14 protein-coding genes are annotated in these 17,192 nt (G+C 61.4%); 9 read left to right on the plus strand and 5 right to left on the minus strand.

Going from position 1 to position 17,192, the window contains the following annotated elements; genetic code table 11:
- Nucleotides 1-213: 213 nt before the first annotated feature.
- The 6 genes from G8767_RS01060 to G8767_RS01085 all read left to right on the plus strand — a co-directional run bounded on the left by G8767_RS01060 (nt 214) and on the right by G8767_RS01085 (nt 10,074).
- Complete coding sequence (locus G8767_RS01060; protein ID WP_240951818.1) at nt 214-4,860, plus strand: NAD-glutamate dehydrogenase domain-containing protein; 4,647 nt, start codon at nt 214-216, stop codon at nt 4,858-4,860.
- 109 nt (nt 4,861-4,969) lie between these two features.
- A complete protein-coding gene (gene hutC / locus G8767_RS01065) occupies nt 4,970-5,725 on the plus strand; it encodes a histidine utilization repressor (RefSeq protein ID WP_024487384.1) in 756 nt (251 codons plus the stop codon).
- A 217-nt stretch (nt 5,726-5,942) separates the two neighbouring features.
- Nucleotides 5,943-7,337, plus strand: a complete 1,395-nt coding sequence (locus G8767_RS01070) for a serine hydrolase domain-containing protein (protein ID WP_253252746.1) — start codon at nt 5,943-5,945, stop codon at nt 7,335-7,337.
- Nucleotides 7,338-7,435: 98 nt separating this feature from the next.
- The gene (locus G8767_RS01075) at nt 7,436-8,515 is read left to right on the plus strand and encodes a dipeptidase (protein WP_124569616.1); all 1,080 of its coding nucleotides are present in this window, start codon (nt 7,436-7,438) and stop codon (nt 8,513-8,515) included.
- 32 nt (nt 8,516-8,547) lie between these two features.
- Nucleotides 8,548-9,483 carry an alpha/beta hydrolase gene (locus G8767_RS01080; protein WP_206028790.1) on the plus strand — a complete coding sequence of 312 codons (936 nt, stop codon included), beginning with the start codon at nt 8,548-8,550 and terminating at the stop codon, nt 9,481-9,483.
- A gap of 84 nt (nt 9,484-9,567) precedes the next feature.
- Nucleotides 9,568-10,074 carry a ClbS/DfsB family four-helix bundle protein gene (locus G8767_RS01085; protein WP_166809100.1) on the plus strand — a complete coding sequence of 169 codons (507 nt, stop codon included), beginning with the start codon at nt 9,568-9,570 and terminating at the stop codon, nt 10,072-10,074.
- Here the strand turns inward: G8767_RS01085 and G8767_RS01090 are convergent.
- Nucleotides 10,065-10,643 (minus strand): GNAT family N-acetyltransferase, encoded by a 579-nt coding sequence (locus G8767_RS01090; RefSeq protein ID WP_166809101.1) that lies wholly within the window; start codon nt 10,641-10,643, stop codon nt 10,065-10,067. The genes G8767_RS01085 and G8767_RS01090 overlap by 10 nt on opposite strands.
- A gap of 214 nt (nt 10,644-10,857) precedes the next feature.
- Here G8767_RS01090 and G8767_RS01095 point away from each other — a divergent pair, with 214 nt between their 5' ends.
- On the plus strand, nt 10,858-11,652 hold the full coding sequence (locus G8767_RS01095) for an SDR family NAD(P)-dependent oxidoreductase (protein ID WP_095968455.1): 795 nt from the start codon (nt 10,858-10,860) through the stop codon (nt 11,650-11,652).
- A gap of 1 nt (nt 11,653) precedes the next feature.
- Here the strand turns inward: G8767_RS01095 and G8767_RS01100 are convergent, their stop codons facing one another.
- Genes G8767_RS01100 through G8767_RS01115 form a run of 4 tightly spaced genes read right to left on the minus strand, consistent with a single transcriptional unit; the run spans nt 11,654 to nt 14,420 of the window.
- On the minus strand, nt 11,654-12,112 hold the full coding sequence (locus G8767_RS01100) for a nuclear transport factor 2 family protein (RefSeq protein WP_166809102.1): 459 nt from the start codon (nt 12,110-12,112) through the stop codon (nt 11,654-11,656).
- Nucleotides 12,113-12,163: 51 nt separating this feature from the next.
- Nucleotides 12,164-12,952, minus strand: coding sequence for an SDR family NAD(P)-dependent oxidoreductase (locus G8767_RS01105; protein ID WP_166809103.1), 789 nt, complete (start codon nt 12,950-12,952; stop codon nt 12,164-12,166).
- A 30-nt stretch (nt 12,953-12,982) separates the two neighbouring features.
- Nucleotides 12,983-13,279, minus strand: coding sequence for a hypothetical protein (locus G8767_RS01110; RefSeq protein ID WP_021331969.1), 297 nt, complete (start codon nt 13,277-13,279; stop codon nt 12,983-12,985).
- On the minus strand, nt 13,257-14,420 hold the full coding sequence (locus G8767_RS01115) for a Rieske 2Fe-2S domain-containing protein (RefSeq protein WP_095968458.1): 1,164 nt from the start codon (nt 14,418-14,420) through the stop codon (nt 13,257-13,259). The genes G8767_RS01110 and G8767_RS01115 overlap by 23 nt, the downstream gene beginning before the upstream one ends.
- Nucleotides 14,421-14,657: 237 nt before the next feature.
- Between G8767_RS01115 and hsaA the strand changes: the two genes are divergently transcribed.
- Both hsaA and G8767_RS01125 read left to right on the plus strand, forming a co-directional pair.
- Nucleotides 14,658-15,824: a 3-hydroxy-9,10-secoandrosta-1,3,5(10)-triene-9,17-dione monooxygenase oxygenase subunit gene (gene hsaA / locus G8767_RS01120; protein ID WP_166809104.1), complete on the plus strand. Its 1,167-nt coding sequence runs from the start codon at nt 14,658-14,660 to the stop codon at nt 15,822-15,824.
- 38 nt (nt 15,825-15,862) lie between these two features.
- A complete protein-coding gene (locus G8767_RS01125; protein WP_166809105.1) occupies nt 15,863-17,155 on the plus strand; it encodes a glutamine synthetase family protein in 1,293 nt (430 codons plus the stop codon).
- The last annotated feature ends 37 nt before the right edge of the window (nt 17,156-17,192 follow it).

A 17,192-nucleotide genomic window follows, 5' to 3' on the forward strand; every position in this document is an offset into this window, starting at 1 on the left:
GTTCAACAAATTTCATCTAATGGAATTTAATTGCCACTAGTCGGCATTAACTGACTATGGCCGAGGGTGGCGAATTTGTCCAGGGGTGTAGCTGTTGTGTCGCGGCTCACGTTCTGCAATGATCAACTTGTCTAAGCCTGTATAGACAAGTTGATCGCGGATCGAATCCTCTACCAGTCGGAAGCAGCGTGGCTTTCGGCGGAAGGTGCTGACATGAGCCTCGTTTCAGTCGACACGACACCGGACTCCGAGAATGTGAGGAGGGTGTCCAGTACGTATTTCGAGGGCTTGTCTGCGGATCGATACGCTGCGCTTGCCGAAGACCGCAAGCTTGCGATCGTCGCCGCGCACATGGACCTTTCGCGTCGGCGAGGACATAATTCGTCGATCTCGCGACTCGCGCCGGCCGGGGAGTTGGGTGATGGCCCGGCGATTCAATACGTCGGCGACGACATGCCGCAGCTCGTCGAAGCGGTCCTGGCGACGCTCGCCCGTGCTCGCATGGAACCGGAATTCGTGGTGCACCCTGTGCTTGGCACAGTCGTGCAACCGGCGCACAGCATCGAAGGTGCCCGGTTTGGTGAGCGCACCGAATCATGGATCCACATCGGGCTACCTGCACATTGTTCGGACGAGCAGGCTCAGGTGATCGCGGAGGACGTCGACGGAATCCTCGACCGAATCGCGCATGCCTTCCGCGATTCCTTACCCCTGCGGGATCTCGTCGACGAGGCGCGCGAGCAACTGGACTCGGATGGCTACGCAGAAGAGGCTGACTTCCTCCGGTGGTGCAGCGCCGGAAACTTCAGCGTCGTCGGCGGTGCGAAGACAATCGACGGCGAGGAGACGAAGACTCTCGGCGTGCTCCCCGATCCAACCGGCTCCTCGGATTCGAAAGCGGCGCCCCTCTCGGTCGGGGTGATGACTCTCGGGCAAGGGTTCGGTGGCTCCGCCTACGCCACCGAGATCGATGTGTCCGTCGGTGACCGTGCGTACCGGTTCATCGGGTCCTTGACCGCGACCGGCCTTGTCGCGGATGTTCGGCGAACCCCGCTCGTGCGCGGGCGTGTCGCAGACATCTTCGATGCCTCCGGATCCACCGTCGATTCGTTTGTCGGACAATCGATGCTGGCAGTAATCCAGTCGATCCCGATCACAGTGCTGTTCGCAGCCGAGCCGGCCCGAATCGCGGACGCGCTGGACGAACTCACTTCCGTGGACGGCCGCACGTCGATCCATCTGTTCTTGCAACCGGTGGGATGTTCTCCTGCGGCTGGGCGGGATCAAGAGTTGTCGGCGTTGCTCTTCGTTCCGCGCGAGAAGTTCAGTACGACGATCAGAACAACGGCCGAGTCGGTACTCGCCGACGCGCTCGGTGCCCGCAATATCGAATTCTCCAGTCGAGTCTCGGAATCTGCCCTGGCCGTCGTGCATTTCACGGCCACAGTCGGCAGCGGCGCGAATTTCGCATCGGCGCGACAAGCGCGGGAGATTCGGGACCTCGTCGTCGACGCGTGCTTGACGTGGGACGAGCGATTCGTTCTGGATGCTTCGCACTACGACGAGCGGCGCAGGCGTGCTCGGTTCGCCGAGCGAGTTCCGGTGGCATACAAGCAGGATTTCGATGCCGTCCGCGCTGCCGAGGACATGGCGGTATTCGATGGCCTCGAACTCGGAGAGGTGAGCCCACGGTTGGCCCGATCTGTCGACGGACCCGGTACTCACAGACTCGGGCTGTACGTATCGGGTGACCCGCTCTCGCTGGGCGAGGTGCTGCCGGTATTGCAGAGCCTGGGTGTCGACGTGGTCGACGAGCGTCCGTACGAGCTCGTCCCGGTGGGGTCGGAACAGGCCTGGATCTACGAGTTCACGCTCGACTATCCGAATGCTCCTGTCGACGGCTTCGACGACTTTGCCGCGCGCTTCGCTGCGACATTTGCCGCGGTTCGACGCGGCGACGCCGAGCCGGACTCGTTCAACGAATTGGTCGCGATCGCGGGACTCGGTTGGAAACAGGTTGTGGTGCTGCGGGCATACGCGGAGTTCTTGCAGCAAGCAGGATTTCCGTACAGCAACAGTCGTGTCGCCGAGGTACTTGCCGATCATCCCGAGATCGCCGGCGGTCTGTGTGAATTGTTCGAGAGTCGTTTCGATCCTGACGCCGTCGACGGTGATCGGGGCGCACGCGCAGCAGTGGCGGTGGATACGGCCGTGGCACAAGTGCAAGGACTGGACGCCGATCGGATCTTGCGCGCGATGTCGGAACTGGTCTGTAACACGTTGCGTACCAACTACTTCGTGTACGGCACCGCATCGCTCGGCGCACTCTCGCTGAAGTTCGATTCGGAGCAGCTGTCCGTATTGCCTTTCCCTCGTCCGATGTTCGAGATATTCGTGTACTCACCCGATGTCGCAGGTGTGCACCTTCGCTTCGGTACGGTCGCTCGCGGCGGCCTGCGCTGGTCGGATCGGAAAGAGGACTTCCGCACCGAGGTACTGGGACTGGTGAAGGCGCAGGCAGTCAAGAACGCGGTCATCGTGCCTGTCGGCGCGAAGGGCGGATTTGTCGTCAAACGCCCGCCGGTTCCGGGTCTGGGTTCAGACGCAGACCGGGAAGCTGCATTGGCGGCCGGAATCGATTGCTACCGATCCTTCATTCGCGGGCTACTTGACCTGACCGACAACGTCGACAAGCAGAGCGGCGCCGTTGTCGCAGCGCGACGGGTCGTTCGCCACGACGGAGACGACACATATCTTGTTGTCGCCGCGGACAAGGGCACTGCAAAGTTCTCCGACATCGCGAACGAAGTTGCTGCGGAGTACGGATTCTGGCTCGGCGACGCCTTCGCCTCCGGCGGATCGGTCGGCTACGACCACAAAGCCATGGGTATCACGGCGAAGGGCGCCTGGGAAAGTGTCAAGCGGCACTTCCGGGAGCTCGGCGTCGATACCCAGCACGACGACTTCACCGCGGTGGGGATCGGAGACATGAGCGGTGACGTCTTCGGTAACGGAATGTTGTGCAGCAATCACATTCGCCTGATCGCGGCGTTCGATCATCGGCACGTGTTCGTCGACCCGAACCCGGCAGCGCAGAGCTCGTACGACGAGCGATCACGTCTCTTCACGCTCCCACGATCGTCGTGGGCCGACTACGACCCGACCTTGATCAGTGCCGGCGGCGGAGTGTGGGAGCGCTCGGCGAAGCGCGTTCCGATCAGTGACGAGATGCGACAGGCACTGGGCCTCGAGGACGACGTCACCGAACTGACGCCACCGCAACTGGTTCGGGCGATTCTGCGGTCCCCGGCAGATCTGTTGTGGAACGGCGGCATCGGAACGTACGTCAAGGCCTCCGCCGAGTCCGATCTCGAAGTCGGCGACAAGAGCAACGATGCCGTTCGGGTGAACGGCAACCAAGTGCGTGCGCGAGTGATCGGTGAAGGAGGCAACCTCGGCCTCACCCAGGCCGGACGGATCGAGTACGCACGCGGCGGCGGGCGGATCAACACCGACGCCCTCGACAATTCGGCCGGAGTCGATTGCTCAGATCACGAGGTGAACATCAAGATCCTTCTCGACTCCCTGATCAGTTCAGGCGTCGTCGCGGACTCACATCGCGTTGCGCTACTCGAATCGCTGACCGATCAGGTCGCAGAACTCGTTCTTGCAGACAACCGTTCACAGAACGAGCTGATGGGCACCACGCGCGCGGATGCGGGGGCGATGATCGGTGTGCACGGCAGAGTGATTTCGAGCCTCGAGGCTCGCGGAATCGTCGACCGCGTCATCGAAGGGTTTCCGACCAAGAAACAGTTCGCTGCGGCCGAGAAGACGGGAACGGGACTGACGTCGCCGGAACTCGCCACATTGATGGCCCACGTCAAACTCGATCTGAAATCCACTCTGTTGGCGGGAAGCTCGATCGACAACCAGATCTACCGCAAGGCGCTGCTGAACTACTTTCCGGAGGGCGTTCGAGATGCAGGGGGCGATGCCCTCGACCGGCACCCCCTGCGACGCGAGATCGTCGCGACGGTGCTGACGAACAACGTCATCGATCGGGGAGGCATCACCTATGTGTATCGCCTCGGTGAAGAGGTCGGTGCTGATCCGGAGGACGCAGTACGCGCCTTCACCGTGGTGTCCGAAGTGTTCGGTCTGTGGGAGTTGTGGCGCGACATCAGCGAAGCCTCGATCTCGACAGCCGTATCCGACGAGTTGATCCTGCTCACCAGACGACTGCTCGACCGCGCGTCACGGTGGATGCTGACGCGTCGGCCTCAACCGCTGGCCGTCGGGGCCGAGATCAGCCGGTTCGGTGATCGCATCGCCGAGGCATCGGCCGAACTCGATGGCTGGCTGGTAGGTGCAGATCAGCGGAACCTGGCTGCGCGAACTGTCCTCATCACGGACAAGGGCGCGCCGGAGAACCTGGTCAGGCGAGTGGAGATCCTGCTCGACCAGTTCGGGCTGCTGGACGTGGTGGAGATCGCGGACCTCGCCGATCGCACAATCGCGGAGACCGGCGAACTTTACTTCCGGCTGGGTGAACACGTTGGGCTCGTCCCGATGCTCAATCGAGTGTCGGCATTGAGCAAGGACGGAAAATGGAACGCGCTGGCCAGGTTGTCGTTGCGTGACGAGTTGTACTCGACGGTGCGGGCATTGACCCTCGACGTCCTGGCCGATGCGCAAGCAGGTGACTCGACAGCGGAAAAACTCTCCCGGTGGGAAGAGAGGAATGCGTCGAGAATCGAGAGGTCCACTCTCGCGCTCGCCGAGATCGAGGCATCCGGGCAGCACGATCTTGCTGCGCTTTCGGTTGCGACGAGCCAATTGCGGCGCATGGTGGGTTAGGTCCGGCGCGGACGCTCGCGGATGGATCGGAAAGGTGCACGAGGCGGATAGACTTCGGAGGCCGAACGGGAGAACCGACTCGGTGGTTTTCGACGAACGGGTGGTGGCGATGGCGATTGCCGAAGTGGACGCAGAACTCGCCGTGCTGTTCAACGAGGCAGGCGGCGAGTCCGCCCCTGCCTACGAACGGGTCAAGAACCTCGTGGTCTCGCAGATCAACTCGGGTCGGTGGACCGAAGGCGATCAGCTGCCTTCGGAAAACCAACTGGTGAGTGCGCTGGGATTGTCACGTATGACCATCAATCGAGCGCTTCGTGAACTCACCAGCGACGGTCTGATCGTGCGGATGATGGGGGTCGGTACTTTTGTCGCCGCCACCAAGACCGCGTCCCCGCTGTTCGAAGTCAAGAACATCGCCGACGAGATTCAGCGCCGCGGCCACCGTCATCGAACCGAGGTCGTCTTCGTTCGTGAGGAAGAAACCGACCACGGGCAGACGTTTCTTCGTGAATCGGTGGGCAAACGGGTGTTCCATTCGCTGATGGTGCACTTCGAGGACGAAACTCCGATTCAGGTGGAAGACCGATTCGTGAATCCGAACGAGGCGCCCGACTATCTGCGCCAGGACTTCACCGCGATCACCCCCAACAACTACTTGAGTGACGTTGCGCCTCTGGTTCGCGGCGAGCATGTCGTGGAAGCGGTGTTGGGGAGCCCGGACGAATGCGAGCTGCTCCGCATCGATCGAGGGGAACCGTGCCTACTGATTCGCCGCCGCACCTGGTCGGCCAACGGGTTGGTCAGTGCGGCGCGCTTGATCCATCCGGGTTCACGCAATCGCTTGGAAGGAACCTTCGAGCGCTGATCGTTTCGAATGGCGAATCCTGAACACAGGCTCGTCCGATCGCACCATTTTCGGGTGCAACTTCGGTGCAATCGACCAGGACGTGACTGCGAGCACACTGAGATCATGGGTGGACGGCTATTGCTTCCGCAACCTCACCTCCCGACGAGTGAGACCTGAGCGGATCGCAGTAACGCCATCTACGCCACTGGCTTCCATGATCGAAGGAGTTCGACCTGTGACCGACTTGCCCAAGGACCTACTTGTCGCCCCGAAGTGGCAGGAACGCCTCGACGAACTGGCAGCCAAGCATTCGGTACCGGGCGCGCAGGTCGGTGTGATCGCGCTGGGCGAAGACGGCGCAGCGGATATCCGTGTCATCACCACCGGAGTGACGAGCCTGAACACGCGAGTCGACGTCGATGCCGACACCCTGTTCCAGTTCGGATCCGCGAGCAAGATCTGGACGACGACGCTGATCATGCAGCTCGTCGACGAGGGCAAGCTGACGCTGGACACCTTGGTGGTGGAGGTGCTTCCGGAGTTCACGATCGCGGATCCTTCCAACACGAAGGAAATCACGATTCGCCAGTTACTCACGCACACAAGCGGTATCGACGGAGACCTGTTCAACGACACCGGTGACGGCGACGACTGCGTCGAGAAGTACGTCGACGAACTCGCGACCGCGATCAGCGTCACCGAGCCCGGCGGACATCTGAGTTACAGCAACGCGGGTTTCGCCGTGGCCGGCCGTATCGTCGAGGTTCTTCGTGAGATGACGTGGGACGAGGCGTTGGTCGAATACCTCTGGAAGCCACTCGGATTGACGCACATCATCACCAAGGCCAAGGACGCCCCTCTGTTCCGCACCGCCGTCGGCCATGTGGCCAACCCGGATCGGACGTCGCCGGACAAGGTGGTTCCGACCAAGCAGTGGCTGCTTCCGCGCGGTATCGGTCCGGCCGGCATCATCACCGGATCCGTCAGCTCTCTGCTGACATTCGGTGCTGCACACATGCGAGACGGCCTGGCTCTGACGGGTGAGCGCATTCTGTCCGAAGAGTCCGCGCGCCTGATGCGCACTCCGCAATTCGACCTGACCGCGGTCTCGAGCGTCGATCAGGCCTGGGGTCTCGGCTGGATCCTGTCCGACTGGGGCGGTGTGACGTCCGCGCAGCATGGCGGTGCGACGATCGGTCAGATCACTCGTTTTCACACCTTCCCCGAGCTCGGTCTCGCCATGGCCGTAGTCACCAACTCGCGTGGCGGCGGTGCCCTGGCCCACGACATCGAGAAGGAGATCGCGCAGGAGCTCGATCTCGTTCTGCCGGAGCCGAAGTCCGAGCCGAATGCAGAAGACATCGACCTGTCGCACATTCTCGGAACCTATGAATCGACAACCGTTCGCATCGAACTCACGCGTGGCGACGACGGCGGATTCCAGGTGCAGAACTTCGCCAAGATCGAGATCGACGGCGAGCCGCCCGCTCCGCCCACCAAGGTCGTGCCTCTGTCCGCTTCCCGGTTCTCGATCAGTAACGAGAGCGCTTCGGGTGAGATGGCTCATCTCACGATCAATGGCGAGGAATATCTGTACATGACAAGGCTTTTCAAGAAGATTTCCGACTAGTCGCGGCGAGATGATTCTCTCCGCTGAATGAAATCTCGGGCAGGTCGAGGGCGATGAGGGCCCTCGACCTGCCCGCACTACTTTCCCGAGGAAAACTCATGTTGAAACCTCTCGCTCCTTTCCCGGACGTGAATCACCCAGCGGCACTGGATGCTTACGGCCTTGCACCGGTCATCGACGGCCACAACGATCTCGCATGGACAGCTCGCGAGACTGCCGACTACTCGGTGGAGAATCTCGAGAAGGATTCCATCTTCCAAACCGACATCGACAAACTCGGTCGCGGTGGCGTCGGTGCGCAGTTCTGGTCGGTTTACACCCCGTGTGACCGGACGGAGGCCGAGGCTGTTCAGTACACACTCGAACAGATCGACTTCGTGTACCGGTTGATCGAGCGGTACCCGGATACTTTCGAATTCGCGCGTACAGGTGACGACGTGCGTCGCATCTGGAGCGAGGGCAAGGTTGCGTCATTGTTAGGCGCAGAGGGTGGTCACAGCATCGGCAGTTCGCTCGGCGTCCTGAGAATGATGGCGCGCCTTGGTCTTCGGTACATGACTCTGACGCACAACGACAACACCGGGTGGGCGGACTCCGCGACGGACACCCGAGTGCACGGCGGGCTGACCGACTTCGGTCGCGAGATCGTGCGCGAAATGAACCGGCTCGGCGTGCTCGTCGACCTGTCGCACGTCTCGGTGGAAACGATGAGAGATGCCGTCGAGACGTCGTCGGCACCGGTGATCTTCAGCCATTCGTCCTGCTCTCAGCTGTGCGGTCACCCCCGCAACGTTCCCGACGACGTCATGCGGCTGCTCGCGGCAAACGGCGGGGTCATCATGATCGCCTTTGTGCCTATGTTCCTTTCTGCCGAGTACAACGAGTGGTTCAAAGGCGGGCGGGTCGGCCCACGGCCGGCGATGACGGTGGACCATCTGGCCGATCATGTCGAGCATGCCCGAGACGTCGCGGGCATCGACCACATCGGTCTGGGTAGTGACTACGATGGATTCGACGACTTTCCGGACGGTATGCAGGACGTATCCGGTTTCGCGGTGTTGATAGACCGTCTGGCGGAACGCGGTTGGCCTGCGGAGGACTTGGCAAAGCTGATGGGCAACAACGTGTTGCGTGTGCTCGACGAGACCAGTGTGGCCTCGATGTCGAGCCTTTCCTAGCCGTATCGACGCCCGAAAAGATGAGGATGAGAATGAAGAAGATTCGTACCGTTGCACTGAAGGTTCTTGCGTCGGTGTCCGTAGTTCTGGTTGTGCTGGTATCGATAGCGCTCGTATTCGATGTCGGCTCCGCCAAGGCGAGCGTTCCGACCGGGGAAACCGGCAACCAGTTCGTGTCCGTAGACGGAAAGAACATGAGCTACTCGATCCGCGGCAACGGCGATCAGACCATCGTTCTGCTGCCCGGATTCGGAACGTCTGCACCGATTCTCGACTTCACGCCGCTCGTCAACGAGCTGGCACCTGACTACCGCGTAGTCACGATCGAGCCCTTCGGATACGGGCACAGCGACGGAACGGACAAGGATCGCACAACGGCGAACATCGTCGAGGAGGTACACGAGGCTGTGCAGTCTCTGGGGATCGACCAATACATCCTCATGGGTCACTCGATCACCGGTGTCTATGCACTGGACTACACGGCGAAGTACCGCGACGAGGTCACCGCTTTCGTGGGAATCGACAGTAGTGTTCCGGGTCAGCCGAATATGGATACCAAATTCCCGATCGAAGCACTCCGAGTTGGAAGGCAATTGGGCTTGGCGGAATTGCTCTCCAAGTTCGTCGGCGGTGAAACCTCGGACGAGTACCTCGACGCCGCAGCAAAGGACGAGATGCGACAGTTGACTGCGAAGAACAACTTCAGCGACACCTATCTCAACGAGATGGATCATCTTTCCAGCAACTTCGCAGAAGCAATCGGCAGGACATTCCCGGCTGATCTTCCGATTCTGTTATTCGCCGTGCAGAACTCAGAAGTCGAGGGCTGGACTGCGCTGCACGAAGGACAGGCAGCATCGGTCGATCATGGTGAATTGGTCTTGCTGGACGGAGATCACTACCTGCACCACACCAAGTCGAAGGAGATCGCCGAGAACGTCAACAGGTTCATGGGAGAACTGAACTAGCTTCGGTAGACGTTAGGTTGAACGCGGGGTCATCGGATTCGATGGCTCCGCTTCTTCCATTTTTGACGAAAGTTCGGAGGCATTGTGGCGCAGACCTTGTCACGCGAGGAACTGGCGAGTGAGCTGGACACGGCGTATTCGAAACTCGACGCGTTACTCGAGAGCGCCGCCGAGGCCGATGTTTTCGACGTCGTTGCCGTCGATGCGTGGTCGGTGCACGACGTACTCGCTGTGCGTGTCTGGTGGGCAGAGGCCGTCGTAGAGTGGATAGGTGCCGGACTGCGAGACCAGACTCCGCAGACGCCGGCGGCGGGTTACAAGTGGACGCAAACACCCGCGCTGAATCAGTCGGTGGTCGAGGCGAGTGCAGGTACCTCGGTTCGAGAGCTTCGGGATCGTTTGCGCGCGGCTGTCGCAGCGCTGCGTCGATACGTGGAAACTCTCGACGAGGATCAACTGCTGTCGGTCGGGGTTTTCTCGTGGACCAGGACCTGGCCGGTGTCGAGGTGGATCGCAGTCAACACGATCACCCAATACGCGTCCTTGTCGAAAATGATTCGGCGAGTGCTGAAGTCGAACAATCAGTCCTGAAGTCGATGCATCCGCCATACGTCTGGTCCGTTGGGGAGCGAGGCCTGGCCGACGATCGTGAAACCGAACCGTTGGTACAGCGGTAGATTTCGTTCGGTTGACGTATCGAGCCAGCAATCCTGTTCAGTTCGATCCAGCTCCGCCAAAGCATGTTTCAGTAGCGCAGAACCCAATCCGGTTCCGCGTGAGCGCAGCGTCGTACCGATCGTTGCCAACGACCATGCGTTGTCGGGGACGGGAAGCGCAGACAGTTGTTCGTCAGCCTGAAGAACGCGCTCGAACCGATCTCCGTGCAGTTCGACGATCTTCTCGACGGTCGCTTCATCTGGCTCCGGGGCGTCGGGCGGCAGGACTGCGATGACGCCGTTGCCGGAATCGTCGATGTAGGAACGCCCGAACGGTAGTGCCAGGTGTTCGAGGTAGATCCGTTGCAGAGCCGCGACGCGTTCCACGTGGGAGTCTTCGGCGACGCACCAGTTCGTCCAGGGGTAGTCGGCAAACGCCTCGCCGAGAACCTCGGCGGCACGGTCGAGGTCGTTGATGGACAGCGGTCGAACAGAATTCTGCATAGTGCCACTTCAGCACAGTCGATCCTGCCGTCGCCACTCGATTTCGGCGGTGTAGCAGGTGCGCGGGCCATGGTCACGTACTTGTGAGTTCATTCAAGAAAGTTGGACGCGGCTGTCGATCCTGCGTTCACTGGTAGTGATCGGGTAATCGCCCAGCTGTCAATTCCGGGCACGTGAGATCCGGGTATGGCGATTGTCCGCGAAGGGAACAGACATGAACAGGCTCGAAGGCAAGAAGGTAGTGATCACCGGCGCCGCCAGTGGAATCGGGCGTGCCGCAGCACAACTCATGGCGGCAGAAGGTGCCGCGGTGCTGGTTGCCGACCTCGATCCGGCGCGAGCAGAGGAAGCGGCGGTGGCGATTCGCGAGACCGGTGGCACTGCACTGGGTTTCGGCGTCGACGTCATGAACGAGGACTCCCTGGCCGCGATGATCGAAAAGGCGGTCGCCGAATTCGGCGGCATCAACGTCTTGTGCAATCACGTGGGCGGTAGCAATCCGCGCAAAGATCTCGACCTGCTCCGGATGGACCTGGACGAGTGGGATCGCGTGATGTCCCTCAACGTGCGCAGCACTGTCGTCGCTTCACGCCTTGCCATTCCGCACATGAACAGCGGCGGCGGAGGGTCGATCGTCAACACGGCCTCGGTCGGTGGATTGATCGGAGACTCCCTGCAGTCGGCCTATGGGTCTGCCAAGGCGGCGGTCATCCGGTTGACTCAATACATTGCAGTTCAGTACGGAGCAAACGGTGTTCGGTGCAACGCCGTAGCGCCGGGTGCGATCATGACACCCGCACTCGTGGACAACATCCCTGCTGACGTCATCGAAGGCATGAAGCAGGCCAACGCCCTGCCTTACCTCGGCGAACCCGAAGACATCGCACACGCCATGGTCTACCTGGCGTCGGATGAATCTCGCTACATGACGGGGCAGACCTTGGTGGTCGACGGCGGACTCACCAGCAAGAGTCCACTCGCGACCGGCCGGTCGTCGATGTTGAGCTGAGTCAGCTCCGCCAACCGTTGGGGCCGGCTCCCAGAACCTCGATGGATCCCTGACTGGCGTGTGAATGCTTGGTGCGGTGCGTCATTCGCCACGTTCCGTCGATTCGCGACCACGAATCGTGGTAGTCGCCGAGCGTGAAGAAGTTCAGGTGAGCTTTGCTCCCGGTGCCCACGTGCATGTCACTGACGTAGGAGCGGCTGGTGGCGAGATCGCCGACCACCTCGACCAGCACGTTGCCGATCAGATGTTGGGTCGGACCGCACTCGTCGAGGAACGAGCGGATGGAAGCCACTACCTCGGCAGGTCCGCACAGAGTTCCGGTTCCCAGTTCCGCCGTAGCGTCCGGCGTCATGATCCGGTGGAGTTCATCCCACTCTCGCGCATCCATGGCTCGGGCGAACTCGAAGATGGAGCGGGTGATTTCACGTTCGTCGAGAAGGGTGGTGATGTCGACGCTCATGCTGTGCGCCTTTCTTAACGTCGGGGGGTTAATAAAGGCGCACAGCAGATGTCAGCGGTTCAGCAGCTTGCGCATCGCTTCGGCAGCGCCCTTGACCATCTTGTCTCGGGGGAAGCCGCTGCGCTTCTTGGCGCCTTCGTAGTTTCCTGCAGCAACCCAGATCGGGCCGTCGGCAAGGTGTTCGAGACCTTCACGTGCAACATCTTCGGGCTCGGCGACGTTCATACCCGGAATGTCGAAGTTCAATCCCGCGCGAATCATGGCCGGGGTGCGAGTGACACCGAGAATGAACTCGACGACGTGAACGCCGTACGGCTGGAGTTCGAGCCACAGGCTTTCGGCGAAGATGCGACCGAAAGCTTTCGAGGCCGCGTAGATGCTCTGGTGCTCGGAGCCCATGAATCCGGCCAGCGAACCGAGCAGCATGATGCCGCCTCGTCCGCGATCCTTCATCAAACCGCCGAAGTGGTGCGAGAGTTCGAGCTGCTTGTTGATGTTCAGCTCGATGACTCCGGTAAATCCCGTCAGATCACCGGTCACGAACTCGTGGCCGTAGCTGTTGGCGCCGGCGTTGAAGATGAGCAGGCCGACCTCGACGTCGTCGGTGACCGCCTTGATCTGATCGAGCGCGTCGGGAACCAATAGATCCAGTGCGAGAGTGCGTACTTCGACGCCGTTGGCGCGTGCCTTGGCTGCGGTCTCCTCGAGTGGGCCCGGCTTGCGGGCGATGAGAACGAGGTTGATGCCGATCTTGCTGAGCTCGTCGGCGAACCCCGCGCCGACACCTTCGGAACCGCCGGCGATGACTGCCCACGGGCCGTAGTACTGAGGATCGATCATTACTACCTTCTTCGAAAGATGTTGGCTTGACTAGTGAAACGGAGCCGGTACTGGTTCGCTGTCGTCGACGATCGGCTGAGGCACCGGCTCGTCGTTGAGAATCTCGAGCTCGCCCGCTGTTGCAGCGTTCACGATCGACGCGATCAAGGCGCCGCACTCCTTGCGGGGAGCACCGGGTCGTCCCTCACGTTGCCCGAATTCACGGTCGTCGGCGATTTCGAGGCACTGGGCGCGGGCCTGGTCACTCCACTGAACGGTGGTGTGTTCCCAACTGTTCTTCTGGACCAGGACCTGCGCCTTGCACTCAGCGCACTGAAGAGGCTGCATCTTCGTCTGCCTTCTTCGCAGCGAGGTTGTCTTCGACTTCCTTCTGCCAGGCGGCGACGGGTCGCGCGGTGTCGAGTTCGAATTCGAAGCGCTCGGTCATCTCGGGAGCGATGTCCGCGACGTCGACGTAGAACTGTTCGTACCAGCGACGGAGCTGGTAGACCGGGCCGTCTTCTTCGCACAGGAGCGGATTCTCGATGCGAGTCTTGTTCTTCCAGATCTCGACGTCCTGCTCGAATCCCTTGGCGATGAACGTGCCGAAGTTCGCGGCCATCGCGTCGGCGGCTTCGCCCTGGAAACGATCCGACTTCTTGACGATGATGCCGTACTGGAGCACGAACTTGTCCGCGCTGACCGGGTAGTGGCAGTTGATGAGCACGGACTCGACGTTGTAGTCCTCGTACTCGTAGGTCAGGTCGTCGACCATGAAGGAAGGACCGAAGTACGTCGCAACCGAGTTGCTTCCCACCATCTTCGGGGTGCCTGCCGCGTGGGGACGCATGTCCGAGCGAGCGACGCCGCGCATGTACTGCGTTGCGGCGTGGCCTTCGAAGACGTTCTTGAAGTACGTCGGGAACGAGTAGTGGACGTAGAAGAAGTGGGCCATGTCGACGATGTTGTCGACGATTTCACGGCAGTTCGTGTCGACGGTCGTGGTGTACCAGACCCAGTCGCTCCACTCGTCGCTGAGCGCGCCTTCGATGCGGGGGATGGCTACGTCGTCGGTCGGCGGGTTGCCCTCGGGGTCGTGCCAGACGAAGAGCATGCCGTCCTGGTCGAGCGTCTGCCATGCGCGCGTCTTGGCCAGCGGGGGAACGCGGCGTGCGTACGGAATCTTCTGGCACTTGCCGTTGCCGCCCCAGCGCCAATCGTGGAACGGACAGGCAATGGCGTCGCCCTTGATGGTGCCCTGGCTCAGGTCGCCACCCATGTGACGGCAGTACGCGTCGAGGATCTTGACGTTGCCTTCACTGTCGGCGAAGACGACGAGCTTGGTGCCGAACGCCTCGATGGAGTGCGGCTGGCCGTCCTTGAAGGACTCCGTGAGCCCAATGCAGTGCCATCCACGTGCAAAGCGAGTAGGCGCGGTTCCAGCTTGGATCTCGCGAACTTCGTCGTTGTCGGACTGATTGATCGTCACGATGAGTCCCGTCCTTTCCAGGGTCAGTGTCGACGCCCGACGCTAGGGGAGCGTGAATTGCCTCTGGGGCCTCGTCTCACTGGCCGGGACCAGCGGAGAGCGCGAGGATCCGGCGGCTCGTCCCGGCCTTCGGGACTTCCGATCACCGGAACGCGCGACCGACATATCGTGGCGAGGCAGCCGTTATGTCTATCTGCCGATCCGCTCCCTCACGGTTCGGTGCGAGGAGTGTCTCCCATGGTCAACAAGGTTCTGAGTACCGTCCGTGATCTGCTTCCGAAGATCGCGGCCCGTGCTCAGAAGGTCGACGATTCGCGCAAGATCTCCGAACGGACCATCCGGGAACTGTCCGAAGCCGGTGTCTTCTCCATGCTTGCGCCGAAGAGATACGGAGGCGCCGAGAGCGACCCGGTCCACTTCTACGAAGTCATCAGGGCCATCTCCGCTGCCTGTGGCTCGACCGGTTGGGTCGCCTCGGTGGTGGGAGTGCACCCGTGGCACCTGGCGCTTTTCGACGACCGAGCGCAGGACGACGTGTGGGGAGAGGATCAGACGACGCTCATCTCGTCCGCCTACGCACCGGTCGGACGACTGACGGCGGTGGACGGTGGCTACGAACTGTCGGGCCAGTGGGGTTTCTCCTCCGGCTGTGACCACGCAAGTTGGGCATTGCTGGGAGCGATGGTGGTCGGCGTGGACGGCCGTCCCGTCGACTTCATGACGGTGCTGGTGCCGCGCACCGATTACGAGATCCGCGACGTCTGGGACGTCGTGGGAATGAGAGGTACCGCGAGCAACGAGATCGTGGTCAAGAACGCGTTCGTTCCCGAGCACCGCTTGAAACGCAATTACGAAACAGCGCAACTGAGTGGGCCCGGCCAAGCGGTCAATCCTGGTCCGCTGTACAAACTTCCGTTCGGGAGCATCTTCACCTCGACGGTCGCTGCTCCGTGTGTGGGCATCGTCGCCGGTTGTTACGAGGGGTACCTGGACGTGATGCGTGAGCGCGTCCGTCTGAGCCTGGGTGGCGGACGGTTCAGTGAGGACCAGTTCGCTCAGGTCGCCGTCGCACGTGCGTCGTCGGAGATCGACGCTGCGATTCTGCAGATGGATCGCAACATCCGGGAGATGTACGAACTTGCGGTCGCCGGTCAGGAGCTCCCACTCTCGATGAGGTTGCGTACGCGTCGTGACCAGGTTCGCGCGACGGAACGCTCGGTGGAAGCGATCGACATGCTGTTCAAGACGGCAGGCGGCAACTCCCTCTCCCGCGGAAACCCGATCGAGCGTGCGTGGCGTGACGTTCATGCGGGCAGCGTTCACGTTGCCAACGAACCCGAGCGCGCGTTGGCGCTGTACGGCCGGGCGGCGTTCGGACTGCCGGTGGAGGACAACCTGATCTGACGGGTTGGCGCGCCACCGGGTGGGGTATTTGCCTTTGGATGAGGGAAGTTCCGGCTCTGACCATCGGCTCGATCGTCGACATGGCAGGTGTCGCTCGCGCGAAAGTGATGCCCGCGGCTCGAACCGGTGTCTTCGAGGAAGTCGGTGCGGGAGTCTCACCGAGCTGGAACGTCTTCTGTAGCGACGATCGGATTGCCTTCACCGATTCCTTCTCGGTCGTCGGTGATCTCCGATTGCGTATCGACCGATCCGACCTCCGCGATCTCGGCGGGGGTGTGTCGTGGGCACCGGCGACGTTGCACGAGCAAGACGGTTCCACGGCCGCCGTGTGCACTCGTTCCGCGCTTGCCGCGGTCGTGGCGCGGCTTGCTGCCGACGGACTGGACGCTCGGGTGGGCCACGAGATCGAGTTCACTCTTTTCGGTGATGCGTGCGGCGGTGAGTGGTCGGCCTACGGTCTGGGCGCAGTCCTCGGTCGCGAAGACTTCCTCAAGGACCTCCTGCGCAATGCCGAACGTGCACAACTGCATATCGAGCAAGTCCATGCCGAGTACGGAGTAGATCAATTCGAGATGTCGATCGCTCCGAGTGCTCCTGTTCAGGCCGCTGATCTGGTGGTCTTGGCTCGGATACTGATCAGCCGTACGGCCAGAGCTCACGGCTGGACGGCCTCGTTCTCGCCGATCCCTGCTATTGGTGGTGCGGGGAACGGTGCGCACCAACATTTTTCGTTGACCGCAGATGGTAGGCCAATTTTCTCCGGTGGCAATCGGGAGCACGGAATGACGGATGCGGGAGCTTCCGCCTTGGGTGGAGTCCTCGCTCATCTGGCGGAATTCACCGTTGTCTTTGCGTCCTCTCCACTTTCGGGTATCAGGCTGCGGCCGGACAATTGGTCGGGCGCCTACGTCTGTTGGGGGCTCGAGAACCGGGAAGCCGCACTGAGGTTCTGCGCAGAGTCGCCGTCGAATCCACACGGCGCCAACGCCGAACTGAAACTCGTCGATCCGTCGGCCAATCCGTACCTGGCCACCGCTGCGATACTGGGTCTTTCGCATATCGGTATCGACAATTCCGCGCAATTGCCTCCGGAAATGGTGGTGAACCCGTCGACTCTCACAGAGGCGGAACGTGATGAGCGCGGGGTGACCCGAGTCCCCACCGACCTCGGCGCGCTCGTGCAGAATTTCAGCTGTTCCTCGGCGGCGAAGAAAATCTTCGGGGAATCGATCGTCGAAGCATTGGTGTCAGTGAAGGGAGCCGAGCGGGAGACGTTCTCCCAGATGGACGAGGCGACAATCGTCGAGCGGCTTCGGTACACCTGGAGTTGAAAGGGTTGACGGCCACGATCTCGAGTTCTATGTTTAA

Source organism: Rhodococcus sp. IC4_135 (assembly GCF_011602025.1).
In the GTDB taxonomy this organism is placed as follows: Bacteria; Actinomycetota; Actinomycetes; order Mycobacteriales; family Mycobacteriaceae; genus Rhodococcus_F; species Rhodococcus_F baikonurensis.

Coding starts and splice junctions, on each gene's coding strand:
- G8767_RS01060 (WP_240951818.1), top strand. CDS start 214: ATGAGCCTCGTTTCAGTCGACACGACACCGGACTCCGAGAATGTGAGG.
- hutC (WP_024487384.1), top strand. CDS start 4,970: ATGGCGATTGCCGAAGTGGACGCAGAACTCGCCGTGCTGTTCAACGAG.
- G8767_RS01075 (WP_124569616.1), top strand. CDS start 7,436: ATGTTGAAACCTCTCGCTCCTTTCCCGGACGTGAATCACCCAGCGGCA.
- G8767_RS01080 (WP_206028790.1), top strand. CDS start 8,548: ATGAAGAAGATTCGTACCGTTGCACTGAAGGTTCTTGCGTCGGTGTCC.
- G8767_RS01090 (WP_166809101.1), bottom strand. CDS start 10,643: ATGCAGAATTCTGTTCGACCGCTGTCCATCAACGACCTCGACCGTGCC.
- G8767_RS01095 (WP_095968455.1), top strand. CDS start 10,858: ATGAACAGGCTCGAAGGCAAGAAGGTAGTGATCACCGGCGCCGCCAGT.
- G8767_RS01100 (WP_166809102.1), bottom strand. CDS start 12,112: ATGAGCGTCGACATCACCACCCTTCTCGACGAACGTGAAATCACCCGC.
- G8767_RS01105 (WP_166809103.1), bottom strand. CDS start 12,952: ATGATCGATCCTCAGTACTACGGCCCGTGGGCAGTCATCGCCGGCGGT.
- G8767_RS01110 (WP_021331969.1), bottom strand. CDS start 13,279: ATGCAGCCTCTTCAGTGCGCTGAGTGCAAGGCGCAGGTCCTGGTCCAG.
- hsaA (WP_166809104.1), top strand. CDS start 14,658: ATGGTCAACAAGGTTCTGAGTACCGTCCGTGATCTGCTTCCGAAGATC.
- G8767_RS01125 (WP_166809105.1), top strand. CDS start 15,863: ATGAGGGAAGTTCCGGCTCTGACCATCGGCTCGATCGTCGACATGGCA.